Here is a 19,390-nt window from a genome sequence, read left to right on the forward strand (position 1 = left end):
ACCACTCTGAATAACCCTATTCTTGGATGATCTCGGGAGGATGCTGCGATGGAATCAAGCCGGACAGACGCCGGGGGCCGCGCCGCAATCAGGTCGATCAGGCGGAGGCAAACCTTCCAGGCATGCGCTGAGCGCATGGATGAACTGGTCGGGCTCATCTCGTGGCTCCAGATCGATCAGGCCAGGAAGGGTGCCTTCAAACAGGAAAAGCCGCTGGCACGACTGGCTGACCGTTGGTTCGCCCTCTGCGAGGCATTCGAAGCCCAAACCGCACCCTTTCTCACCAGTGGGATCGAAGAGGATTCGGAGCCGCGGAGCGGCCCCCCATTTCTCCAGCAGATCGAACGAACCGAAACGATCCTGCGGGATCTGACCGCAGAGCGGGCCGTCGTCACGAAACAACATCTGGAAGACCTGGACAACCTCCTCGATGCGATGGAAAAGGCGCTCGGGGTAGCTGAAAGCACATCACGCGAGCCGTTGACAGGATTCTGAGAGGGCACCATCCCTATCGACCCGGGGAGCGCTCCGATCCCGGGCGGATTCGAATCACCATCGACCTCCGGTCAAACCATACAGGAGAAATACGTGAAAAAGACCCTCTTTATCTCCAGGAACACCATCGCTCAACGGGTGGCAGAGCTGGCCCTCGAGATCGCCAAGGATTACGGCCGGGACAAGCCCCTTCTGATCGGGGTCTTGAACGGGTCCGTGTTTTTCTTCGCCGACCTGGTGCGCGCGCTGAACCTGCCGTGCGAAATCGATTTCGTCCGCGCTGCGAGTTATGGCATGTCCATGAACAGCAGCGGCTGCATCCGGTTGACCAAAGAGCCGGAGATCCCGATCGAGGGGCGCAGGGTCCTCCTCGTCGAAGACATCATCGATACGGGACAGACGATCTCGCTGCTGATCGAAACCCTTAGGCATCAGAACCCGAAGGAACTCAAGGTCTGTGTGCTGGTCGACAAACTCGAACGGCGCACCCGGGAGGTCCCGATCGACTATTACGGTTTCAGGGTACAGGAAGGATTTCTCGTAGGCTATGGTCTGGATTTCGCCGAGCAATACCGCCAATTGCCGGAGATATTCACTCTGGAGCCTTGAATCCTGCAGCGGGATAAAAAGGGAGGACGTCCATGATTATCCAGTGCGACCGGTGCAAGAGCCGATTCCGCCTCGATGAGGCACTGCTTGATCCCGATGGCACGAAGGTGCGGTGCTCCATCTGCAGAAACATCTTCAGGGCCTTCCCCACTGGCAGCAGCCAGGCATCCTCAGAGGCCTCCCCGGATCTGGATACACTGTTCGACGAGCCGACAACCGACGAGGACGAGCCCTTTGCGCCGTTCAGAGAAGGGAAAAGCCCCGATATCTCGAAAAGCGACGCCGAAATCGACTACGACGCGCTGATCGAAAGCGCGTATCGCAGCGATGGCATCGGGCCGGAGGATTCAGCCGAAGACGAACGTCCGGACTACAAAGGGGACGCCGAAGCGTCGGAAGGCCGAGACAGCGGGCTCAACGCGTTTGAAGACAGCATCCCACCCCGGCGGCGAAGCCGTATCTGGATGGTTCTGCTGATTTTTTCACTTCTGCTGCTCGCGGCCGGGGCGGGGGTTTGGCTCCTTGCGCCCGAGTACATCCCTTTTACCCTCCCGTTCGTGGAAATGACGGAGACTAAGCCGGAGGACCCCGGTGCAAAACAGCTTCGCCTGGCCGATATCAGCGGCCGGTTCATCACCTCCGAAAAGGCCGGGCCCCTTTTCGTCATCAACGGGACGGTCATCAACCAATACCCCGGCAAGCGAAGTTTTATCCTCCTGCGGGGGAACCTGCTCGATGAACACGGAAAAGCCGCTCAGACGCGCGAGGCCTATGCGGGCAACCCCTTCCGGGACGAGGAACTGAAGACGATGACTATGGAGGAAATCGCCGCGGGCATGCAGAACCGCTATGGGGTGGGACGCAACAATTTCAATATCGAACCCGGGGCCTCCATCCCCTTTACGATCGTCTTCGGCCAATTGCCCGGCAAACTGCGCGAATTCACCGTCGATGCGGTGGGATCATCCCCCGGCATGTAGGACGAAGGTTCAGCCGGGAATCGCCGATCTCCACCGGCAAAGCCCATCCCAGCAAGGCCTTTGGCATATATTTACCTGCAATCCGGCCGGAGAATCGCTCAATCCCTGCGGCACCGCCTTGCATAGAGCGCCTGCGCACGGCGTAAACTCTCCGGGTCGTCGACCCCCATCACCTCCGCCTCGTCAGGAACCACGAAGCAACCCGCTGTAAACCCTCCCGCGTTGAGGTAATCGACCAGATCCGTGATAAAATACTCCTCGATGATTTTCAGCCCGCCGTTCACTACCTTTTCCACCCGGTGAGGCCTCGTTGCCAGCACCGGCATAAACCTGAGCAGGATCTCCCTGCTGACCGCGTAGATCCCGGCGTTGCAAATCGTCAGACGATCCCGCTTCTCGGGGGGATAATCCTTCCAGTAGGCCCATTCCGTAATACGCGCCACCCGGTCGTCTTCCGTCTCCACCAGACCGTAGCGGCGTTTTTCCTGCGGCGTGAAGCCAAGCACCATGAAGGGATGGCGTGCCAGGCCCTCGACCAATGCCTTGTAGGTCGATCGGTCGACCAGGGGCACATCCCCCATCGTGATCAAAAGGGCATCGAAAGGCGTCCTTTCGATGAAAGAAGCCGCTGCAAGGAGCGCCCCGCCGGTCCCGTTCAACTCGGGCTGGCGGCAGTAAGTGATGCCGACATGTCGAGTCGCCTCCCTGACTTCGTCCTCTCTATGGTGGACTACGATAGCCTGCGGCCCGGCCGGGAGATTTTTCAGGATCTCCAGGATCAGCGGGTGACGGCCCGCAAAGAGCCCCCCTTCAGGCAGGAGGGGCAGGAGCGCCTTATTGCCGCCGTAGCCTTCCATACGGCTGCCGCGGCCCGCGGCCATCACCAGAGACGCCGTTATCAATGGCTTCATTAGACTTCCTTTCAGACCTCGACACAGCCGGGGAAAGGCGTCCTCCCGATCTGCACCATGGCTTCACCACCGATCGCCTGTTTTTTGCCGGACCACTCCTCACTTTTCCTGCATCGAGAGAGGCTGCCGGCCGGCTTGAGCGGTGATCCGGTCAGGCTGCAGAAGCGGCTCCGATCCGATCAATGGGGAATCCCCCGCCGTGTCCCATCAGAGCGTAGAGGAAATCACGACCTTCTGGATCTGGCTCGTGCCTTCGTAGATCTGCGTGATCTTGGCATCCCGCATCATCCGCTCCACCGGGTATTCCTTCACATAACCATACCCGCCGAGGAGCTGCACCGCGTCCGTCGTCACCTGCATGGCGGTGTCCGCTGCGAACACCTTCGCCATGGCGGAATGCCGCATCAATTCGCGCGACACCCTGTCGAGGTTCTTGGGCACCGCCTCGAAAAGGGCAGCGGCCTTGTAGGTCAGCTGCCGGGAGGCCTCCACCCGGGTCGCCATATCCGCCATCATCCACTGAAGGCCCTGGAAGGAGAAGAGCGGTTTCCCGAACTGCTGGCGCTCCTTGGTGTACTGAATGGCATAGTCGAGCGCCCCCTGCGCAATCCCCACCGCCTGGGCCGCCACGGGTATGCGCGTGATATCGAGCGTCTTCATGATGATATGAAATCCCGAGTTTTCTTCGGCCAGCAGGCTGGCCGCCGGCACCCGGACATCCTCCAGGACCACCTCCACCGTGGACGAGGCGCGCAGCCCCATCTTCTTCTCGCGTTTGCCGATGCTGAGCCCCGGGGTCCCCTTCTCGACGATGAACACCCCCGTCCCCTTGTGGCCGGGCACCGTCGCATCGGTCCTGGCCGCCACGCAGACCACCTCGGCCACGTCCGCATGGGAGATGAAGGTCTTGCTGCCATTCAGAAGGTAGCCGTCGCCGTCCCTGACCGCCCGTGTACGCAGGCCGGAGACATCCGACCCGGCGTTCGGCTCGGTCAGGCCGAAGGCGATAAGCGCATCCCCGGCGGCCAAGCTCGGCAGATAGCGGGCCTTCTGCTCGGAGTTGCCCGCAAGGAAGATGGGCATGGTCCCGAGTTCGTGGACGAGAAGAATCACGGCGGTGGATGCGCACGCCTTGGCGAGTTCCTCGATCATGACACAGAGGGCGAGAAGGCCCATCTCGGACCCCCCGTAGGCCTCGGGAAAATCCGCGCCGAAAAGTGCGTTTTCCTTGAGGACCTCCACCATGTCCCAAGGGAATTGCGCCTCCTCGTCGCGCCTCTCAGCCCCGGGCGCGACCTGCTCCCTGGCGATTCGGGCCACCGTCTCCTTCAACATCAACTGTTCTTCGGTAAGGTCGTATTGCATCACCTGCCTCCTTGAGGATGAAGATAATGAATGGGCATTCACTCACTCCTTATACAGGATGTCTTTCGGCGATACAAGCCCGTTTTTGAACACTTTTCAGTTGACCGGCGCGCACCGAGTTGTTAAATTTAAAAGCGTTCAGCGAAATGCTCCATATGAGCGAAGGAAAGCCTATCCCTTGATGACCCCCAGGGGGGTCAGTCGAGCGACTTTCCGGGCAAGCCCGGCAGCATGGACCACCTCCACCACTTGAGATGCGTCCTTGTACGCCTCCGGCATCTCTTCCGCCAGTGTTTTTTTACCCTTGGAGTGCACAACGATTCCCTTGTCGTCCATTTCCCGGCTGATCGACCTGCCTTTGGCCCGTTTGAGGGCCTGAGAACGGCTCAACACGCGGCCGGCACCGTGGCAAGTCGAACCGAAGGTCTCCGCCATAGCGCCTTCCGCGCCGACCAGTACGTATGAGTGGGTCCCCATGTCTCCTGGGATCAGAACAGGTTGGCCGACAGGGCGGTAGATTTCGGGAAGGAGCAGATGCCCGGCGGGCAGGGCGCGCGTGGCACCCTTACGGTGCACACAGAGTTCCATGGTCCGCCCGCCGAAACGGTGCGTCTCCTGCTTGGCGATGTTGTGCGCCACATCGAAGAGAAGCTGCATCCGAAGGTCACGGGGGGAAATCCCGAGAACCTTCATAAACGTCTCCCGGGTCAGATGCATCAGGATCTGACGGTTGGCCCAGGCGTAATTCGCTGCACAGGCCATTGCGGCCAGGTAGCGACGCGCCGGATCAGACTGAAGGGGTGCACAGGCGAGCTGCCGGTCCGGCAGGTCAAAGGGCAGCAGGTCGGATTTCTGGCTCATCATTTTCAGAAAATCGTCGCAGATCTGATGGCCGAATCCTCTTGACCCGGTATGGAGGAAAACGGTCACCTGACCTTCGTACAGACCGAAGGCCGTTGCGGTTTTTGAATCGTAAATCGTATCGACAAACTGAACTTCTAGAAAATGGTTGCCTGAACCGAGGGTCCCGAGCTGGTCCATGCCCCGCTTGAGGGCGCGTTCGCTCAGGAGGGAAGGATCCGCCCCGGCCATGGTGCCGCGGTCCTCCGTTCTTTCCAGATCATCCACCATTCCGAAGCCATGCCTGACAGCCCAGGCCGCCCCTTCCACCGCAACCCGGGCCTCCTCGGCCTTCGTGAGTACGACCGCTCCCGTCGATCCGACGCCGGTCGGGACGTTTCTGAAGAGGGCGAGGACCAGGTCTCTGATGCAGGGACGAACATCCTCGGCCGCAAGGGCCGTAGTCATGAGGCGGCAGCCGCAGTTGATATCATACCCGACGCCGCCCGGTGAAACGACGCCGGCCGTGAGATCGAAGGCCGCAACCCCGCCGATGGGAAAACCGTATCCCCAGTGGATATCCGGCATGGCGAGCGAGTGACCCACAATCCCGGGCAACGTGGCGACATTGGCGACCTGCTGGAGACTCTGGTCTCCTCGAACCTGCTTGATCAGCTCGTCGTTCGAAAAAATCAGCCCGTCGACGCGCATGGACCCGGTTCTGGGAATCCGCCATCGGCAGTCGTCAACCTTTTCGAGTTTGATATCCATAGGGGCACCTTCCCTTCTTGCGGCGGCCATCGCAGAACGGTCTCCGGCCGAGGCATCCACCTGGATCCCGTTCCTACAGGTCAAAAATGATGCGTGATTCCCAGTGGTCTCCCTGTTCGTGAACCTCGATCTGGTGATAGGTTACCGCCTTGATCTCACACAGGATCTCGTGAATCTTCGGATCGAAAGGAGTTCGCTTTACAACGGCTGAAAGAAAACCGGGCGAGATCGCCTCGATGCGAACCGAAGTCACGATCTGCCCTTCGCCCTCGAGATTATAGAGGATTTCCCCAAGCCATCGGACCATCAGGTCTTCGAGGTCCGCGGCCTTGACTTCGATCAGGAAATCCCGGCCAACCCCTTCTTCCAAGGGGACGACCATCATCTGCATCATGTACCCGGCCGCGTCCTCGAAGAGGACTGCAAGATCCGGACTCCGTACGACGATGCCGAAATCGGCCGTGTGATCGAGGACCAGGATCTCCGAACGTCCGTAAGCGATCGTCTGCATGACGTTGCCCCGTGAAGTTTGGATCGAATCACCGAAAAACCCGAGGTGACTAGAGTCCATCCGGAATCATCCGGCACAACCCAGTTTCCAATCCGGAAATGAGGATTTTTTCTTCACACGCTTCGCGTGCTCAGTCCCACCGCTTCGCGGCGGGTCCCGGTTTGCCAATATCAAGGAACTCAAGCGCTTGCGCGGAGGCGACCTGTGGGTCGCCGCACAAGCAAACGTGCAGATCGACGCCGAGATCGGCAAAAAAGACCATTTCCGGGTAGAGATTTACTATTGAACAAGACACCGCAACGGTGTCGATGGAGGTTGAAAGATGCGCTGTTCCTTCTGCAAAACCACGATCAAAACCCACGACAAGATACTGCGTACCGACTCCTGCCCCAAATGCGGGCGGGATCTGCACTGCTGCAAGCAGTGCAAGTTCTATGACACGCACGCCTACAACGATTGCCGCGAGGTCTCAGCCGAACGGGTCGTGGACAAAGAGCGCGCCAATTTCTGCGAGTATTTTCTCCCCCGCGGCTCGACCCGGGAATCCGTCAACCCGGTCACGGAAGCGCGCCGGGCCCTTGAGGCGCTCTTCAAGAAGTGAGCGAGGCGAAAACAGCTGCATCCTGCCGCTAAAAGCCCTCCCAGGACCTGGCGCCGCGGTCGAAAGGATAGCGCGGCCACAGTTTGAGGTCCGGCGGCGGCATCATCGGCCAGACGTGGACTTCCAGAGCCTCGATCATGAGGCAGCCTGAACCGCAGTAGCTGCCTTCATCCTTTTCAAGCCCGATGATTCTCCCGACAACCGTTATCTCCTCATCGGGAGGATTCGAATGCCCGATGGGTCTCCCTTTGGAGGAAACCAGAAAAATGCCGGCTGAGTCCATTTTGCAGTGGGGCCGGCCCTCATGGTTCAGGGGGCACTGCTGCACCGTTATCAGGGTCCGATCGGATTCCTGCCGAAGAGCCAAAACCTTTCCCCCCAGAAGAACGGTTTTGCCCTTGTAGGACTCCAACTCGGACACCAGGGTGCTGAAAGGCACGTCGGCTTCCGCCGTGTTCCGCAGTTGCGGCGAAATCGGTGAACACGCCCCGAGCAGAAAAAGCCCGGCAGCCAAAACAACCGGTATTCCTGTCTTTCTTTTCATGGCAATGCCTCCAGAGGGTGGAACCTTTCAACAACCAAAGCCTCGGATCGACGGCTCACTACCTTTTGAATGATACGTTTTATCCTCCGGATTTTCAATCCTTCCCGTATCCCCGCACATTGTTCGACCGGCATCATCCGGCAGCGCCCCCCTTTCCATCCCGTCTCTTTGCTTGACCTCCATGCATTCTTTTGATAGGAAGTGGCTGTCCGATAATGTTCATCGAGTACGGACACGTTTTCGATCCGGAAATGAGGATTTTCCTCCGCCGGGCGCGCCGGCTCAGCTCCACCCCTTCGGGGTGGGTCCCGGTTTGTCCCATATGAGAGAAATCAAGTGCTTGCGCGGAGGCGACCTGGTGGTCGCCATACGGGCAGGCACGCCGCTTGACGCGGAGATTGGCCAGGAAGACCCTTTCCGGATGGAAACCAGGAAGATTGGTACGTTCAGGTGCCCGCAAGGGCTCAAAAGGGAACTCCCTTAAAAACGGGGACGGACCCGCCGCTGTGACTCCGCTCCTTTTTCTGTGTCGGCAGGGAAAGGAAACCTTTCGACCACGAAACGCCACTGTCCAAAGCCAAAGGATGGGAAGGCAGCCGAAAGGGCGGAGGAGTCAGAAGACCTGCCTGAACAGGGATACAACACCCTCGTGGTACAGGGTCACATCCCGGATCCCGTGGATAAAAAAGGGTCATCCCCGGATCGCAAAGCGGTTCGGGGATTTTTTTCTCCGGACGCCGACTCGTTTTCTAAATCTACAGCGGAAGGAGAACATCATGAAACCCTGGATCAAGACATTTTGCTGCAGCATCGCCGTAGTGGCACTGGCAACGATCGGCAGGAACGCGCCGGCCGCCTCCGAGGATGCGGTCCGGATGGAGACCGTGGTCGTCACCGGAACGCGCACCGAGCAGGCCGTTCAGGAGATCCCGGCCCATGTGACCGTCATCGACGAAGAGGCGATCGAAAACGCCAATGCCAACAACGTGGCGGAACTGCTCCGCTCCGAAGCGGCGGTTGTGGTACGGGATCTGTACGGCAACGGGAAAGTCGCCCAGGTCGATCTGCGGGGATTCGGCGAAACGGGCCCCTACAACACCCTGGTGCTGGTGGACGGGCGGCGCGTGAACGAGATCGATCTGAGCGGGGTCGACTGGACGCAGATCCCCCTGGACCAGATCGAGCGGATCGAGATTGTCCGCGGTGCCGGAAGCGTCCTCTATGGGGACAACGCGTCCGGCGGGGTCATCAACATCATCACCAGAACGCCGGACAAGGGCTTCAGCGCCGCCGTGGCCGGCACCGGCGGGAGTTATGGACGGGCGAAAGGCTGGGCCCGGGCAAGCGGCGGAACCGATCAGGTGGCGGCCTTTCTTTCCGCCAGCTACGACTCGATGAACGGCTATCGTGAAAACGGCTACCTCCGCACCCGGGACGTCGGGGCGAAAGTGGCCTATGACCCCACGGACACGCTGAGTTTCAATCTGAGCGGGGCCCACCACTCGGACGACTATGGTCTGCCGGGACCGTTGACCGAAGCGGCCTATGCCGCCGACCGCCGTCAGGCGAACGCCCCGGATGACGGCGCCGAGAACACGGACCAGTACCTGAAGCTGGACACCCGGATCGATTTCGGTGCACTGGGCTACCTCGCCGCCGATCTCGGCTACCGCTACCGAGACACCGACGAAGAATTCGTCAGCTACAGCTTCTCGGCCCAGCGGCAGATCGACACGTGGTCCTTTACACCGCGCTACGTTTTCGAAAAGCCCCTCTTCGCCCGCCCGAACACGCTGATCGCGGGGGCGGACTTCTACTGGGCCGAGATGGATCTCGACACCTTCTACGGGGCTCCGCTCTCCCCGTCAAACCGATCGAACGTCTCCCGGGACAGCTACGGGTTTTACCTCAACAACGACCTGTCCGTCCTCGACAACCTGATTCTGTCCCTGGGGGCGCGCCGTGAAGCGGTCGAATACGACATGAGGCAGGAAGACCTGAGCGGTTTTCTGGCGCCGCTCGACGACACGGTCGACGCTCATGAAAACGCCTACAGCGCCGGACTCACCTATCTGTATCAGGAGGAATCCTCGGTCTTCGTGCGCGCGAACCGGAGTTTCCGCTTTCCGCTGACGGACGAACTGGTGGTCTACGACTTCAACTCAGGCAGCATCCAGATCAATCCGGACCTCCACCCGCAGCGAGGGGACCACCTCGAAACGGGCGTCCGTCATTTCATCACCCCGGACATCGAGGCCAACCTCACGCTCTTCCAGGCGAAGATCAAAGACGAGATCTTCTACAACAAGGACACCTACACCAACGAAAATCACCCCGAGACCCTGCACCGGGGACTTGAACTCGGTGCGAAGGCGCGCATCGTAAAGCATCTGATGCTCTACGGGAACTACACCTATGAAAAGGCCACCTTCGAGAAGGACCCCTATGAGGGGCGCGACATCCCCGGCGTACCGCGCCACCGCGCGAACCTGGGTTTCCGCCTGCACGATTTCATAACCGGAATGGTCTTCTCGGCCGACTACAACTACGTCGGGGACAGCTACGCCATCAGCGACCAGGCCAACGCCTTTTCCAAGCAGGGCAGCTATTACACCGTCAATGCCCGGCTTGCGTATGCCTGGAAAAACATCAAGGCCTTCGTAGGCGTCAACAATCTGACGAATCAGGATTACTCGGAATACGTCGTCATAGGCGGGTTCCCGACCGCGCCCAACTACTATCCGGCGCCGGACCGGAATTACATCTTCGGTGTGGAGTGGGCCTTTTAATATTCGATCCCTTTGCGCGCACGCACCCCTTTGTAGTACGGATGCTTGACCTGGATCATCTCCGTCACGTAATCAGCGGCATCGATGATGTCAGGGGGTGCGTGCCGCCCGGTCAGAACGAGATCGACCCGGCCCCGGCAGCGCATAATCAGGTCCATGATAGCCTCCTTCGGCAGGAGGTCGAAGATCAAGGTGTTGAGGATCTCGTCGCAGACAAGGATCTGGAATGAGTCCTCAGTGGTGCGCCTGGCGTGCTCGAGCGAGAGCTCGGCATGCCGGAAGTGCACGGGCTCCGGCCCCTTGGCCAGGATGAACGGGTGCTTCCCGGGGCAGTAGTACGCGATGTTCGGGATCTGGCGGAAGATCTTGACCTCGCCCGAATCGCCGGATTTCATGAACTGGATGAAGGCTACGTTTAGGCCTTCGCCGGCCGCCCGCGTCGTCAGACCGATGGCGCGGGTGGTTTTCCCCACCCCTTCGCCATAGTAGATATGGATGTAACCGAACCGATCCTCGGCGAAAGGCCCTTCCGGTTTACGTTCGTAGTAAATGGCTTTTTACCTTTCTTTGCAGAAGCGTTGTTTCCCCACAAAAGCCCTTTTCGGGCGCCTCCCTTTCACACATAAAGACCGCCCGGGCAGCGGGGTCCCGAGGCGCGCAGGACGCTCTTGCCCGGCCCGCTACTCCCGAACCTTCTGCTCCCGGTACTGGTTGTAGGCATCCCGCATCGCGATGTATGGATCAAGAGCGGCCCGCTTGAAATCCTCATACTCACCCAGTGCGAGGGAGGTTTCGTTTACCCGGTCATACCCGGAGACACCTGCCCTTTCAGGCCAGTCGGAAAGGATGTAGTTGGTCGGATTCAAAAACCCGTCTCCGACCCTCCCCAAGCTGTCCCGAACGCTCGAAGGCCCAAACAGCGGCCAGTTGATGAAAAGCAGCGGCTTCATGCCGGCGCGCCCAAGCGTCTGGCCAAAGTCTTCATCCCCCGGTTGAAGGTCGAAGACGATCTTTGCCGCATCACCGAACCCGGCGACGCCGATGGTGCTGTTGATGAGGAAGCGTCCGATTTCATTACCGAAGTCCTTGAACCTCCCCTGGAGAAGACAGTTCACGGCCCGTATCGGCATCTCGAGATTCCTGAAGAAGTTGTCGAAGCTGGTGCGCAGTTCCTTGGGCAGTGCATGATCATACACCGTCGCCAAAGGCTTGAAGACCCAGAAGTAGAGCTTGTCGTTGACATGGAACATGGCGCGGTTGAAGGGCTCCAGCGGGTCCGGGATAGGATCGGGCTGAAACGCTTCGCCCTCCCGCTTCTCCCAGGGAGGCAGGTCCTCTTCCTCGGAGATCGGCGCCCCGTCACCCGTCCCCATAGAAAGCCGGGAGCGCCCCTGATCGATGGAGAGCGGTGCAGCCTCCTCTGAAAACGCCCCGCCCGGCCGGAAAAGCAAAAGGAACAGAACGACAAACACCCCGGCACAGCGCACCGCCCGGGAAGTAAGCGCCGCTCCCGATGCCCTCTTCCTCAATCCATCGCTGAACAATCCATTCACGAAGGCTCCTCCACCTTTTTTCCCAACTGATTCAGCAGATCTTCGAACGAAGATCTGGCAAGGATACTGTTGAACTGGATCCGGTAATTGTTGACCAGGCTCACACCCTGGATGGAGATGTCATAGACGAACCAGTGGTCATCCTTGCGGATAAGGCGATAATCGACCGGGATATCCGAACCGCGCGGGCTGCGGATCGTCACCTTCACCAGCCCGTATCTGCCGTCGATCATCTCGTCGCCGTAGGAGACCTCCTCCCCGGAATAGTTTTCGACCTTGTCGAGATAGGTCCTCTCCAGCAGTTTGGCGAAAAGTTCGGTAAACTTTGCGCGCTGATCCTCGGTCGCCCTCGCCCAGTACCGCCCGACCGTCCGGCGGGAGATCTCGTCCCAGTCAAAGCGTTCGTCGACCGCCGCCCGGATCCGGCGAGCCCGCTCTTCAGCCCGATCAGGATTTTTCAACTGGGGGTCGGTGACTATACGGATGATCTCGTCCGTCGTCGCCCTGATCTCCTCGGTCGCCTGCCCGGCCGGCGCCGCTGCAGGAAAGGAGAAAAGCAGCAAAACCATCAATGCGGATATCTTCATTCCACTCCTGCCGTGACCCATTCGCGAACACTCCCCATTCAGGGCAAGGCCTCTCCCGTTCGCATACGCCGGGCGGCTAAACCTTGCCGAAAACGAAATTGGAAATCATCTCTTCGAAATCGATGGCGGGTTGGGTATCCCGAATGCGCCCGCCCGGTTCGACGAGCGTCTCGGACGCACCGGGGGAAATCTCGATGAATTTTTCGCCGATCAACCCTTTGGTCTTGATGGAAACGATGGCGTCATCCTGTATGGCCAACCCTTTCGGCAAGTGCATGACGACACGGGCCAAATAGTCCTCCAGTGCAATAGATTTCACGCGCCCCACCTCCACCCCGCCGATGGTCACGGAGGCGCCGGTCTTGAGCCCCCCGGTATTGGTGAAACAGGCCACGACTTCATAGCCCGATCCCCCCACAATCTCCATCTTGGCCAATCGAACCGACAAATACGCGAGGCAGATGATCCCCGCTATTACAAAAAGTCCAACGGTGAACTCGAGATCAAACTTCTTCATGGCCTATCCTGTCGATGTACCCTTTTCCTGGATCGAGAACGCGGACCCGTCCGCAACCCTCGAGAGAAACATTCGCGAAAACACCTGACTTCAAAAGGAATGGTTACGCCAAACGGCCGCGTACCGTTCGGAAGCCGTCCGGGTCCGGGGCGCCCGATCCAAAATCCGGCCGCAGCGGCTGATTTTCGAGACCCGGGAAAAACAAGGGGCTTGCCTTCCTCGCCCTGCCCAATCAGGAGCCTTCGCTCCCGCCGGGCCGATCTTCGGATCCCTCCAGACTGTGACCGACAAAGGCCTGCACCAGCGGATCTACGGATCCCATGAAATCCTTCGGCCGCCCCTGCAGCTTTACCCGTCCTTCATGGAGCATGACAACCTTGTCGACGATCGCGAACGCCCTTGGAACCGCATGGGTCACGATAATGCCGGTAAAATGGAGTCGTTTCCGGCACGCATCGATCAGGCGGATGATGTTCAACCCCGTGACCGGATCGAGCCCCGTGGTCGGCTCGTCGAAGAGCATGATTTCCGGATCCGTGACCAAGGCCCTCGCCAAGGCAGCCCGCTTGGCCATCCCGCCGCTGATCTGGGAGGGGAACTTATGCTCCGATCCCGAGAGTCCGACGTTTTCGAGCTCTTCGAGCACCCGCACCTCGATCCGCTTCTCACTCAGACGAAGCTTCTCTTTGAGGGGGAACGCGACGTTTTCATAAACCGTCATCGAATCGAAAAGAGCGCCTCCCTGAAACAGGAATCCGAGGCGGGACCTCAGCGCGACCCTCTCCTTCCCCTTGAGCACGGCTATGTCTTTCCCGTCGACAATGACCCTCCCGCTATCCGGTGTGAGCAGACCCGCCACGTGCTTGATCAAAACGCTCTTGCCTGACCCGCTGCCACCGATCAAGGCCACGACCTCGCCCTTGGGGATCTTCAGATCGACCCCTTTAAGGACGGCATGGCCATCGAATGACTTATGCAGATTCTCGATCCGGATCATACCCTGAATACACGCATCAGAACAACAAGGCCGTCATGAAATAATCCCACACCAGGATCAGAACGGAAGACAAGACAACGGCCTCCGTCGTAGCGCGGCTGACACCCTCCGCGCCGAAGCCGGTGTAAACGCCCGTAAAAAACCCTTTAAAACAACAGACCCAGACGATCAGAACCCCGAAGCTCAAGGATTTGTAAATCCCCTCGAGCACATCGGAGGCCTCCACATAGGCGCTCATCTCACCGAAATAGGTCCCGGCACCCACCCCGAGCAGGTTTCCCCCGACCGCGTATCCACCGAAGATCCCGACGACGTCGAATATGGCGGTCAAAAGAGGCATCGCGATCAGGGCCGCCAGCAGATTCGGGACGATCAGGTAGCGGTATGGGTTCAGACCCATCAACTCGAGCGCATCGATCTGCTCGGTCATGCGCATAATGCCGATCTCCGCCGCGATCGCGGATCCCGCGCGGCCGGTGACCATCAGAGCGGAGATGACCGGTCCGAGCTCCTTGATCAGCGCGAGCCCCACCATCGGCCCCAGAAACGCCTCGGAACCGAAACGACTCAGGCTGTAATAGCCCTGGAAGCCGAGGACCATCCCTGAAAACGCGCCGGTCAGCACGATCACGAGCATCGACTGAAATCCGATAAACCGGATCTGCTTCATGAGGCGGCGCAGCTTGATGGGCGGGACAAAGCAAAAGAGCACGGTCTCCAGCAGAAACAGGAGCATGACCCCCATTCGCCTCACGTATTCGATGCTCCTGGCGCCTATTGCACGGATTGCGAACATGGGCGCAAGTCTCGCAAAACTTGCTCTGGAAGTCAAAAAAATTTAAGCTGTTGAAGGGGCATGGGGGGAGGATGACCAACCTGGACCGGCCTCCGGCTTCCCGTGCGGGTACAGGGCATTCGCCCCTGAACGATGGACATCGAACAAAGGGAGGGATATCTATGGACTTTTTATGGAGCAGGCGCGAAATGATGAAAGGCATCGGAATGGCCACCCTGGCCTTGGGGCTCCCGGGCATTTACAGCAAGGCCTTCGCGGGCACGGCGGAGGAAGCCAAACCGGCGCAGGGCGGCGCCTGCATGCTGCCCCCGCTTCCCTATGCCTATGACGCCCTCGAACCCTATATCGACGAGCCAACCCTGAGAATCCACCACGACAAGCATCATGCCGGATACGTGAACGGCTTCAACCTTGCCATGGAAAAACTGGCGGAGGCCCGCAAATCCGGCGACTACAGCCTCATCAAGCACTGGTCCCGCGAGTTTGCGTTCAACGGCGCCGGGCACGTCCTGCACGCCCTTTACTGGGGCAATCTCGCGAAAGACGGCGGTGCGCCCGGCGGCGAATTCCTGCAGGCCGTGGTAAAAAGCTTCGGCACCCTCGATGCCATGATCGCCCAATTCGCGGCCGCGACCAAGGCCGTGGAGGCCAGCGGTTGGGGGATTCTCGCCTACGAACCTTACATGGGGCACCTCGTCATCCAACAGGCCGAGAAGCATCAGGACCTGGCGATATGGGGCGTCTACCCCCTTCTGGTATGCGATGTGTGGGAGCACGCCTATTATCTGAAATATCAAAACAAACGAGGTGACTACGTCGACAACTTCATAAAAATCATAAACTGGAAGGTCGTCGAGGAGCGCTACGAAAGGGTCAAGGGCGTCCAGGGCTATCGCTGAATGTCCCGTACAAGGTGATCCAGGAAAAGGGCCGGACCGCTTCCCCGACACAGGGCATATCGGCAAAAAAGAACCCGCACCCCCGCTTCAGGGGGTGCGGGTTCTTTTTTGCCGCAAATTGGAATCTCTGTCCAGCCTCGGGATCAACCCGCCTTCACGGCGATCTGCCGCGGTTTCGCCGTTTCGGCCTTCGGCAAGGTCAACTTGAGAACGCCGTCCTTGATCGCCGCTTCGATCCGTTCCTGGTCGATCAAGTTGGAGAGCGTGAAGGACCGATAGTAGTCGCCTGTCCTGTACTCGCTGTAGATCGTGGTTTTATCCTCGCTCTCGTCCGCAACCCTCCCGCGGATCGTGAGCATGTTTTCCTCGAGATGGATATCAACGCCGTTCTGATCTACGCCCGGCATATCGGCCAGTACCACGAGGGCGTCTTTGGTTTCATAGATATCGACAGCCGGCGTGAATACCGGACGCGCATAGGTCAATTCGGCCTTGGGCTCGACCTGCTTTTTTCCGGTGCTCTGAAGTTCCATGTCTGCCAATGCGATCACCCCCTTTCAGGAAAGCTTGATATCGATCTTTTTGGGTTTGACTTCTTCCGCTTTGGGCAAAATCAGGTTCAATACACCATTGCGCGTTTCAGCCGTGGCCCTTTCTGCGACGATCCGCACCGGAAGGCCAATGGTCCGGCTGAAGGACCCCGCCCCCCGTTCACGTCGATGATAGCTCACATCCGGCTCCGCCACATCAGTCCGGCGATTGCCTTTGAGGATGAGGTTATCGTCCTCGATGGTCACATCGATGTCACCCGGAGCCATTCCAGGCAACTCCGCCTTCAGATAGATAGAATCGTCGTCCTGAGTCATGTTGATCGGTGGATAAACGCCCGAAGTCGAAACAGCGGTGCCTTTTCCAAAAAACCTGTCGAACAGCGTATTCATCTCTTCCTGTAATCGGCTCAACTCCCCGCCAGCGGGCATTTCCGAGGGATAACGCCATCTGATGATCGCCATGGATATCACCTCCTCAAGACATCATTGCATATCGTTGTCCTACCGCCACTCTCCCTTCCCCATTCGAGATCCCGGGTCTCACGAAGGGGTGATTCCTAAAAATTATTTAAATCGTGTCTATCCGAAAAAGAACATCCGGCGCGCCAAAGTTTCCAATCCGGAAATGAGGATTTTTGGCCAATACCAAGGAAATCAAGCATTTGCGCGGAGGCGACCTATGGGTCGCCGCACAAGCAAACGCGCAGATTGACGCCGAGATTGGCCAAAAAGACCATTTACGGATGGAAATTAAATCGCAATTCCGCTCTGTCAAGGGATATCGCGGCATACCGGATTGAATTTTATAGAGCACAGCCGATACTCTTGTGGAAGGAGATACTCTCAAGCCACAAAAAAAGGGGCTTTCGCCCCTTTTTTTGTGGCTGTGAAAAAGATGTCCCTAGAACAAACCGGAGACCTTCCCCGTCGTCGTGTCGACATCGATGCGGCGGAAAGCCGGGTTCGAACCCGTGCCGGGCATCAGGCTGATGGTACCGGCGCAGGGGCAGAGGAACTTGGCGCCCGAGTAGATGAGGACGTCACGGATCGGAAGAGTCCAACCCTTCGGCACACCCTTGATGGTCGGATCATGGCTCAAACTGAGATGCGTCTTGACCATCATCGTGGCGAAGTCCGCATACTTCGGATCGCTCTCGAGCATCTTGGCCTTCGCCTCGGCCTCGGGGGCCCAGGCGACGCCATCGGCGCCGTAGACTTCCTTGGCGATCATGTTGACGCGTTCGCGCAGCTTCATCTCGGTCGGATACAGGAACTTGAATTCGTTCTCTTCGTTGCAGGCATCGATGACGGCATCGGCAAACTCCAATGCGCCTTCACCGCCCTTTTCCCAGTGTTTGGACTCGGCGCAGCGGGCACCGGCCGCCTCGGCGGCCTTCCGCACCAAGGCGCACTCAGCGTCCGTATCCGTGTAGAAGCGGTTGATGCAGACGACCGGATTGATACCGGATTTCCGGATCACGCCGATCATGTGGATCATGTTCTCACAACCCTTCTCGACCAATGCCAGATTCTCTTTGGTGTATGCTTCCGGCAGGGCGATACCGGGGACGACCTTGGGGCCGCCGCCGTGCATCTTGAGGGCGCGGATGGTGGTGGTCAGGACCGACACATGGGGCTTCAGACCGCTGAAACGGCACTTGACGTTCCAGAACTTCTCGAATCCGATATCGGCCGCGAACCCGCTCTCCGTCACGTGGTAATCGAACAGCTTGAGGCCGACGCGGTCGGCGATGATGGAGGACTGCCCGACAGCGATGTTGGCGAAGGGACCGGCATGCACCATGCAGGGGTTGTATTCGGCGGTGCACATGAGGGTCGGGTTGATGGTGTTGCGCATGAAGGCCGTCATGGCATTGCCGACTTCGAGGTCGCCGGTGGTCACCGGCTTGCCGCTTTTGTCGAAGGCCACGGTGATGTTGTTCAGGCGAGCCTTCAAATCGGCCAGGTCGCGGATAACGGCCAGGATCGCCATACACTCGGAACCAACCGCAATGCCGAACTTCGACTGCATCGTATAGCCGTCCTGACGCCCGCCGAGGCCGATCACGATGTTCCTGAGCGACTGGGCGCAGAAGTCCATGATCCAACCCATCTCGACGCGGGTCGGGTCGATGTCCAGGCGCCGCATCCCGGTCAAGCGCTTCAACTGCTCGTCGTTGTAGTTGCGCTCGTGCTGCATACGGGCGGTCATAGCCACCATCGCCAGGTTGTGGGCGTTCATGATGTCGTTGATGTCACCGGTCAGGCCCAGGGAAAACTCGGTCATGGGGATCAGGAGGGAATTGCCGCCGCCTGCCGCCGTACCCTTCACGTTCATGGTGGGGCCGCCGGAAGGCTGCCTGAGGGCGCCGCCGACACTCACACCCCTCTTGCCAAGGCCTTCCATCAGCCCGCACGAGGTGGTGCTCTTACCTTCACCCAAGGGCGTCGGGGTGATAGCCGTCACTTCGATGTACTTTCCGTCGGGCCTGTCTTTCAGTCTGTCGATGATCTTCAGGAAGTCCAGTTTGGCCAGCCTTCCCATGGGAAGCATCTCATCCTTCTGCAAGCCCAGCTTTTCCTGCCACTCCTCGGGAGTCGGCATGTTCTTTTCCGCGGCTTCGGAAATCTGCCAGTCAGCCATGTTTACCGCATCATAAGCCATCTTTTGCAATCCTCCTTCTAACGTTAATGTTCCAATACTTCGGAAATCCAACCCTCATCCATTCGCACGGTTCCGTCGGTCGGTACATTGCGGCCTCGCCCCAGTGTCCTCCCCATCGGACCCGCCAAACCGGAACCGCTCGATGCTTCCGGACCTTCAAGACATCCCGGTTCGCGCCATCGTCCCGTACACAGATTGCCCGATTTCAACCGGGAAACCGTTTCTCAGGCCGGTATCTGCGTCGATCTGCGAGGTGACTGATACGACCGGCAGGTTCCATCCGCTCATCTTCCCGATTCCATGACCCTGGCCGAACCGGAAGACGCCCAAAAGGGGTGAAAGGGAGCGTGCGAATCCGGAAAACGGCATCCCCGTTACGGGATTTGGAACCGGCCAGAACCCGAAAAGC

General features: G+C 59.0%; 22 protein-coding genes and 1 riboswitch. Of the genes, 7 read left to right on the plus strand and 15 right to left on the minus strand.

Annotated elements, in window-relative coordinates; all coding sequences use genetic code 11:
• The first annotated feature begins 48 nt into the window (after positions 1-48).
• From ACZ500_RS12300 to ACZ500_RS12310, 3 genes are all read left to right on the plus strand, one after another.
• Complete coding sequence (locus tag ACZ500_RS12300) at positions 49-495, plus strand: hypothetical protein (RefSeq protein ID WP_464232767.1); 447 nt, start codon at positions 49-51, stop codon at positions 493-495.
• A gap of 93 nt (positions 496-588) precedes the next feature.
• Positions 589-1,104, plus strand: coding sequence for a hypoxanthine phosphoribosyltransferase (hpt, locus tag ACZ500_RS12305; RefSeq protein WP_464232768.1), 516 nt, complete (start codon positions 589-591; stop codon positions 1,102-1,104).
• A 32-nt stretch (positions 1,105-1,136) separates the two neighbouring features.
• Positions 1,137-2,084 (plus strand): DUF3426 domain-containing protein, encoded by a 948-nt coding sequence (locus ACZ500_RS12310; protein WP_464232769.1) that lies wholly within the window; start codon positions 1,137-1,139, stop codon positions 2,082-2,084.
• A gap of 98 nt (positions 2,085-2,182) precedes the next feature.
• Here the strand turns inward: ACZ500_RS12310 and ACZ500_RS12315 are convergent, their stop codons facing one another.
• The 5 genes from ACZ500_RS12315 to ACZ500_RS12335 form a co-directional block, all read right to left on the minus strand.
• Positions 2,183-2,995, minus strand: a complete 813-nt coding sequence (locus tag ACZ500_RS12315; RefSeq protein ID WP_464232770.1) for an NTP transferase domain-containing protein — start codon at positions 2,993-2,995, stop codon at positions 2,183-2,185.
• A 207-nt stretch (positions 2,996-3,202) separates the two neighbouring features.
• Positions 3,203-4,360, minus strand: coding sequence for an acyl-CoA dehydrogenase family protein (locus ACZ500_RS12320; protein WP_464232771.1), 1,158 nt, complete (start codon positions 4,358-4,360; stop codon positions 3,203-3,205).
• Positions 4,361-4,531: 171 nt separating this feature from the next.
• The gene (locus tag ACZ500_RS12325; protein ID WP_464232772.1) at positions 4,532-5,971 is read right to left on the minus strand and encodes an RtcB family protein; all 1,440 of its coding nucleotides are present in this window, start codon (positions 5,969-5,971) and stop codon (positions 4,532-4,534) included.
• 73 nt (positions 5,972-6,044) lie between these two features.
• Complete coding sequence (locus ACZ500_RS12330) at positions 6,045-6,542, minus strand: archease (protein ID WP_464232773.1); 498 nt, start codon at positions 6,540-6,542, stop codon at positions 6,045-6,047.
• 70 nt (positions 6,543-6,612) lie between these two features.
• A complete protein-coding gene (locus ACZ500_RS12335; protein WP_464232774.1) occupies positions 6,613-6,744 on the minus strand; it encodes a hypothetical protein in 132 nt (43 codons plus the stop codon).
• Positions 6,745-6,804: 60 nt separating this feature from the next.
• Between ACZ500_RS12335 and ACZ500_RS12340 the strand changes: the two genes are divergently transcribed.
• Positions 6,805-7,083 (plus strand): hypothetical protein, encoded by a 279-nt coding sequence (locus tag ACZ500_RS12340; protein WP_464232775.1) that lies wholly within the window; start codon positions 6,805-6,807, stop codon positions 7,081-7,083.
• 28 nt (positions 7,084-7,111) lie between these two features.
• Here the strand turns inward: ACZ500_RS12340 and ACZ500_RS12345 are convergent, their stop codons facing one another.
• Positions 7,112-7,627 (minus strand): Slp family lipoprotein, encoded by a 516-nt coding sequence (locus ACZ500_RS12345; RefSeq protein ID WP_464232776.1) that lies wholly within the window; start codon positions 7,625-7,627, stop codon positions 7,112-7,114.
• Between the two features lie 431 nt (positions 7,628-8,058).
• Positions 8,059-8,271: riboswitch (cobalamin riboswitch) on the plus strand.
• 132 nt (positions 8,272-8,403) lie between these two features.
• On the opposite strand from ACZ500_RS12345, the gene ACZ500_RS12350 reads away from it, so the two are divergent.
• The gene (locus ACZ500_RS12350) at positions 8,404-10,416 is read left to right on the plus strand and encodes a TonB-dependent receptor (RefSeq protein WP_464232777.1); all 2,013 of its coding nucleotides are present in this window, start codon (positions 8,404-8,406) and stop codon (positions 10,414-10,416) included.
• Here ACZ500_RS12350 and ACZ500_RS12355 read toward each other — a convergent pair.
• From ACZ500_RS12355 to ACZ500_RS12380, 6 genes are all read right to left on the minus strand, one after another.
• Entirely contained in the window at positions 10,413-10,889 is a 477-nt protein-coding gene (locus ACZ500_RS12355) for a cob(I)yrinic acid a,c-diamide adenosyltransferase (protein WP_464232778.1), read from the minus strand. The two genes, ACZ500_RS12350 and ACZ500_RS12355, sit on opposite strands and share 4 nt — an antisense overlap.
• 207 nt (positions 10,890-11,096) lie before the next feature.
• Complete coding sequence (locus tag ACZ500_RS12360; protein WP_464232779.1) at positions 11,097-11,969, minus strand: MlaA family lipoprotein; 873 nt, start codon at positions 11,967-11,969, stop codon at positions 11,097-11,099.
• Complete coding sequence (locus ACZ500_RS12365) at positions 11,966-12,556, minus strand: MlaC/ttg2D family ABC transporter substrate-binding protein (protein WP_464232780.1); 591 nt, start codon at positions 12,554-12,556, stop codon at positions 11,966-11,968. Before ACZ500_RS12365 ends, ACZ500_RS12360 begins: the two co-directional genes overlap by 4 nt.
• Before the next feature lie 76 nt (positions 12,557-12,632).
• Positions 12,633-13,073: an outer membrane lipid asymmetry maintenance protein MlaD gene (gene mlaD / locus ACZ500_RS12370; protein ID WP_464232781.1), complete on the minus strand. Its 441-nt coding sequence runs from the start codon at positions 13,071-13,073 to the stop codon at positions 12,633-12,635.
• A 232-nt stretch (positions 13,074-13,305) separates the two neighbouring features.
• Entirely contained in the window at positions 13,306-14,070 is a 765-nt protein-coding gene (locus ACZ500_RS12375; protein ID WP_464232782.1) for an ABC transporter ATP-binding protein, read from the minus strand.
• A gap of 16 nt (positions 14,071-14,086) precedes the next feature.
• Positions 14,087-14,866: an MlaE family ABC transporter permease gene (locus tag ACZ500_RS12380; RefSeq protein ID WP_464232783.1), complete on the minus strand. Its 780-nt coding sequence runs from the start codon at positions 14,864-14,866 to the stop codon at positions 14,087-14,089.
• Positions 14,867-15,027: 161 nt separating this feature from the next.
• Between ACZ500_RS12380 and ACZ500_RS12385 the strand changes: the two genes are divergently transcribed.
• Complete coding sequence (locus ACZ500_RS12385) at positions 15,028-15,765, plus strand: superoxide dismutase (RefSeq protein ID WP_464232784.1); 738 nt, start codon at positions 15,028-15,030, stop codon at positions 15,763-15,765.
• Between the two features lie 143 nt (positions 15,766-15,908).
• Here ACZ500_RS12385 and ACZ500_RS12390 read toward each other — a convergent pair whose 3' ends face one another.
• Positions 15,909-16,298: an Hsp20/alpha crystallin family protein gene (locus tag ACZ500_RS12390; RefSeq protein WP_464233044.1), complete on the minus strand. Its 390-nt coding sequence runs from the start codon at positions 16,296-16,298 to the stop codon at positions 15,909-15,911.
• Positions 16,299-16,322: 24 nt separating this feature from the next.
• The gene (locus ACZ500_RS12395) at positions 16,323-16,778 is read right to left on the minus strand and encodes an Hsp20/alpha crystallin family protein (RefSeq protein WP_464232785.1); all 456 of its coding nucleotides are present in this window, start codon (positions 16,776-16,778) and stop codon (positions 16,323-16,325) included.
• Positions 16,779-16,951: 173 nt separating this feature from the next.
• Between ACZ500_RS12395 and ACZ500_RS12400 the strand changes: the two genes are divergently transcribed.
• Complete coding sequence (locus tag ACZ500_RS12400; protein ID WP_464232786.1) at positions 16,952-17,116, plus strand: hypothetical protein; 165 nt, start codon at positions 16,952-16,954, stop codon at positions 17,114-17,116.
• Positions 17,117-17,217: 101 nt separating this feature from the next.
• On the opposite strand, the gene ACZ500_RS12405 is transcribed toward ACZ500_RS12400, so the two are convergent.
• Positions 17,218-18,981, minus strand: a complete 1,764-nt coding sequence (locus ACZ500_RS12405; RefSeq protein ID WP_464232787.1) for a formate--tetrahydrofolate ligase — start codon at positions 18,979-18,981, stop codon at positions 17,218-17,220.
• Positions 18,982-19,390: the final 409 nt, after the last annotated feature.

It is taken from the genome of Desulfatiglans parachlorophenolica, assembly GCF_055394735.1.

Bases quoted from the DNA above. Each gene is read 5' to 3' on its own strand.
- ACZ500_RS12350 (WP_464232777.1), top strand. From the start codon at position 8,404: ATGAAACCCTGGATCAAGACATTTTGCTGCAGCATCGCCGTAGTGGCA.
- ACZ500_RS12340 (WP_464232775.1), top strand. From the start codon at position 6,805: ATGCGCTGTTCCTTCTGCAAAACCACGATCAAAACCCACGACAAGATA.
- ACZ500_RS12345 (WP_464232776.1), bottom strand. From the start codon at position 7,627: ATGAAAAGAAAGACAGGAATACCGGTTGTTTTGGCTGCCGGGCTTTTT.
- ACZ500_RS12385 (WP_464232784.1), top strand. From the start codon at position 15,028: ATGGACTTTTTATGGAGCAGGCGCGAAATGATGAAAGGCATCGGAATG.
- ACZ500_RS12390 (WP_464233044.1), bottom strand. From the start codon at position 16,298: ATGGAACTTCAGAGCACCGGAAAAAAGCAGGTCGAGCCCAAGGCCGAA.
- ACZ500_RS12375 (WP_464232782.1), bottom strand. From the start codon at position 14,070: ATGATCCGGATCGAGAATCTGCATAAGTCATTCGATGGCCATGCCGTC.
- ACZ500_RS12320 (WP_464232771.1), bottom strand. From the start codon at position 4,360: ATGCAATACGACCTTACCGAAGAACAGTTGATGTTGAAGGAGACGGTG.
- mlaD (WP_464232781.1), bottom strand. From the start codon at position 13,073: ATGAAGAAGTTTGATCTCGAGTTCACCGTTGGACTTTTTGTAATAGCG.
- ACZ500_RS12310 (WP_464232769.1), top strand. From the start codon at position 1,137: ATGATTATCCAGTGCGACCGGTGCAAGAGCCGATTCCGCCTCGATGAG.
- ACZ500_RS12405 (WP_464232787.1), bottom strand. From the start codon at position 18,981: ATGGCTTATGATGCGGTAAACATGGCTGACTGGCAGATTTCCGAAGCC.
- ACZ500_RS12325 (WP_464232772.1), bottom strand. From the start codon at position 5,971: ATGGATATCAAACTCGAAAAGGTTGACGACTGCCGATGGCGGATTCCC.
- ACZ500_RS12300 (WP_464232767.1), top strand. From the start codon at position 49: ATGGAATCAAGCCGGACAGACGCCGGGGGCCGCGCCGCAATCAGGTCG.
- ACZ500_RS12330 (WP_464232773.1), bottom strand. From the start codon at position 6,542: ATGGACTCTAGTCACCTCGGGTTTTTCGGTGATTCGATCCAAACTTCA.
- ACZ500_RS12365 (WP_464232780.1), bottom strand. From the start codon at position 12,556: ATGAAGATATCCGCATTGATGGTTTTGCTGCTTTTCTCCTTTCCTGCA.
- ACZ500_RS12380 (WP_464232783.1), bottom strand. From the start codon at position 14,866: ATGTTCGCAATCCGTGCAATAGGCGCCAGGAGCATCGAATACGTGAGG.
- ACZ500_RS12335 (WP_464232774.1), bottom strand. From the start codon at position 6,744: ATGGTCTTTTTTGCCGATCTCGGCGTCGATCTGCACGTTTGCTTGTGC.
- ACZ500_RS12315 (WP_464232770.1), bottom strand. From the start codon at position 2,995: ATGAAGCCATTGATAACGGCGTCTCTGGTGATGGCCGCGGGCCGCGGC.
- ACZ500_RS12395 (WP_464232785.1), bottom strand. From the start codon at position 16,778: ATGGCGATCATCAGATGGCGTTATCCCTCGGAAATGCCCGCTGGCGGG.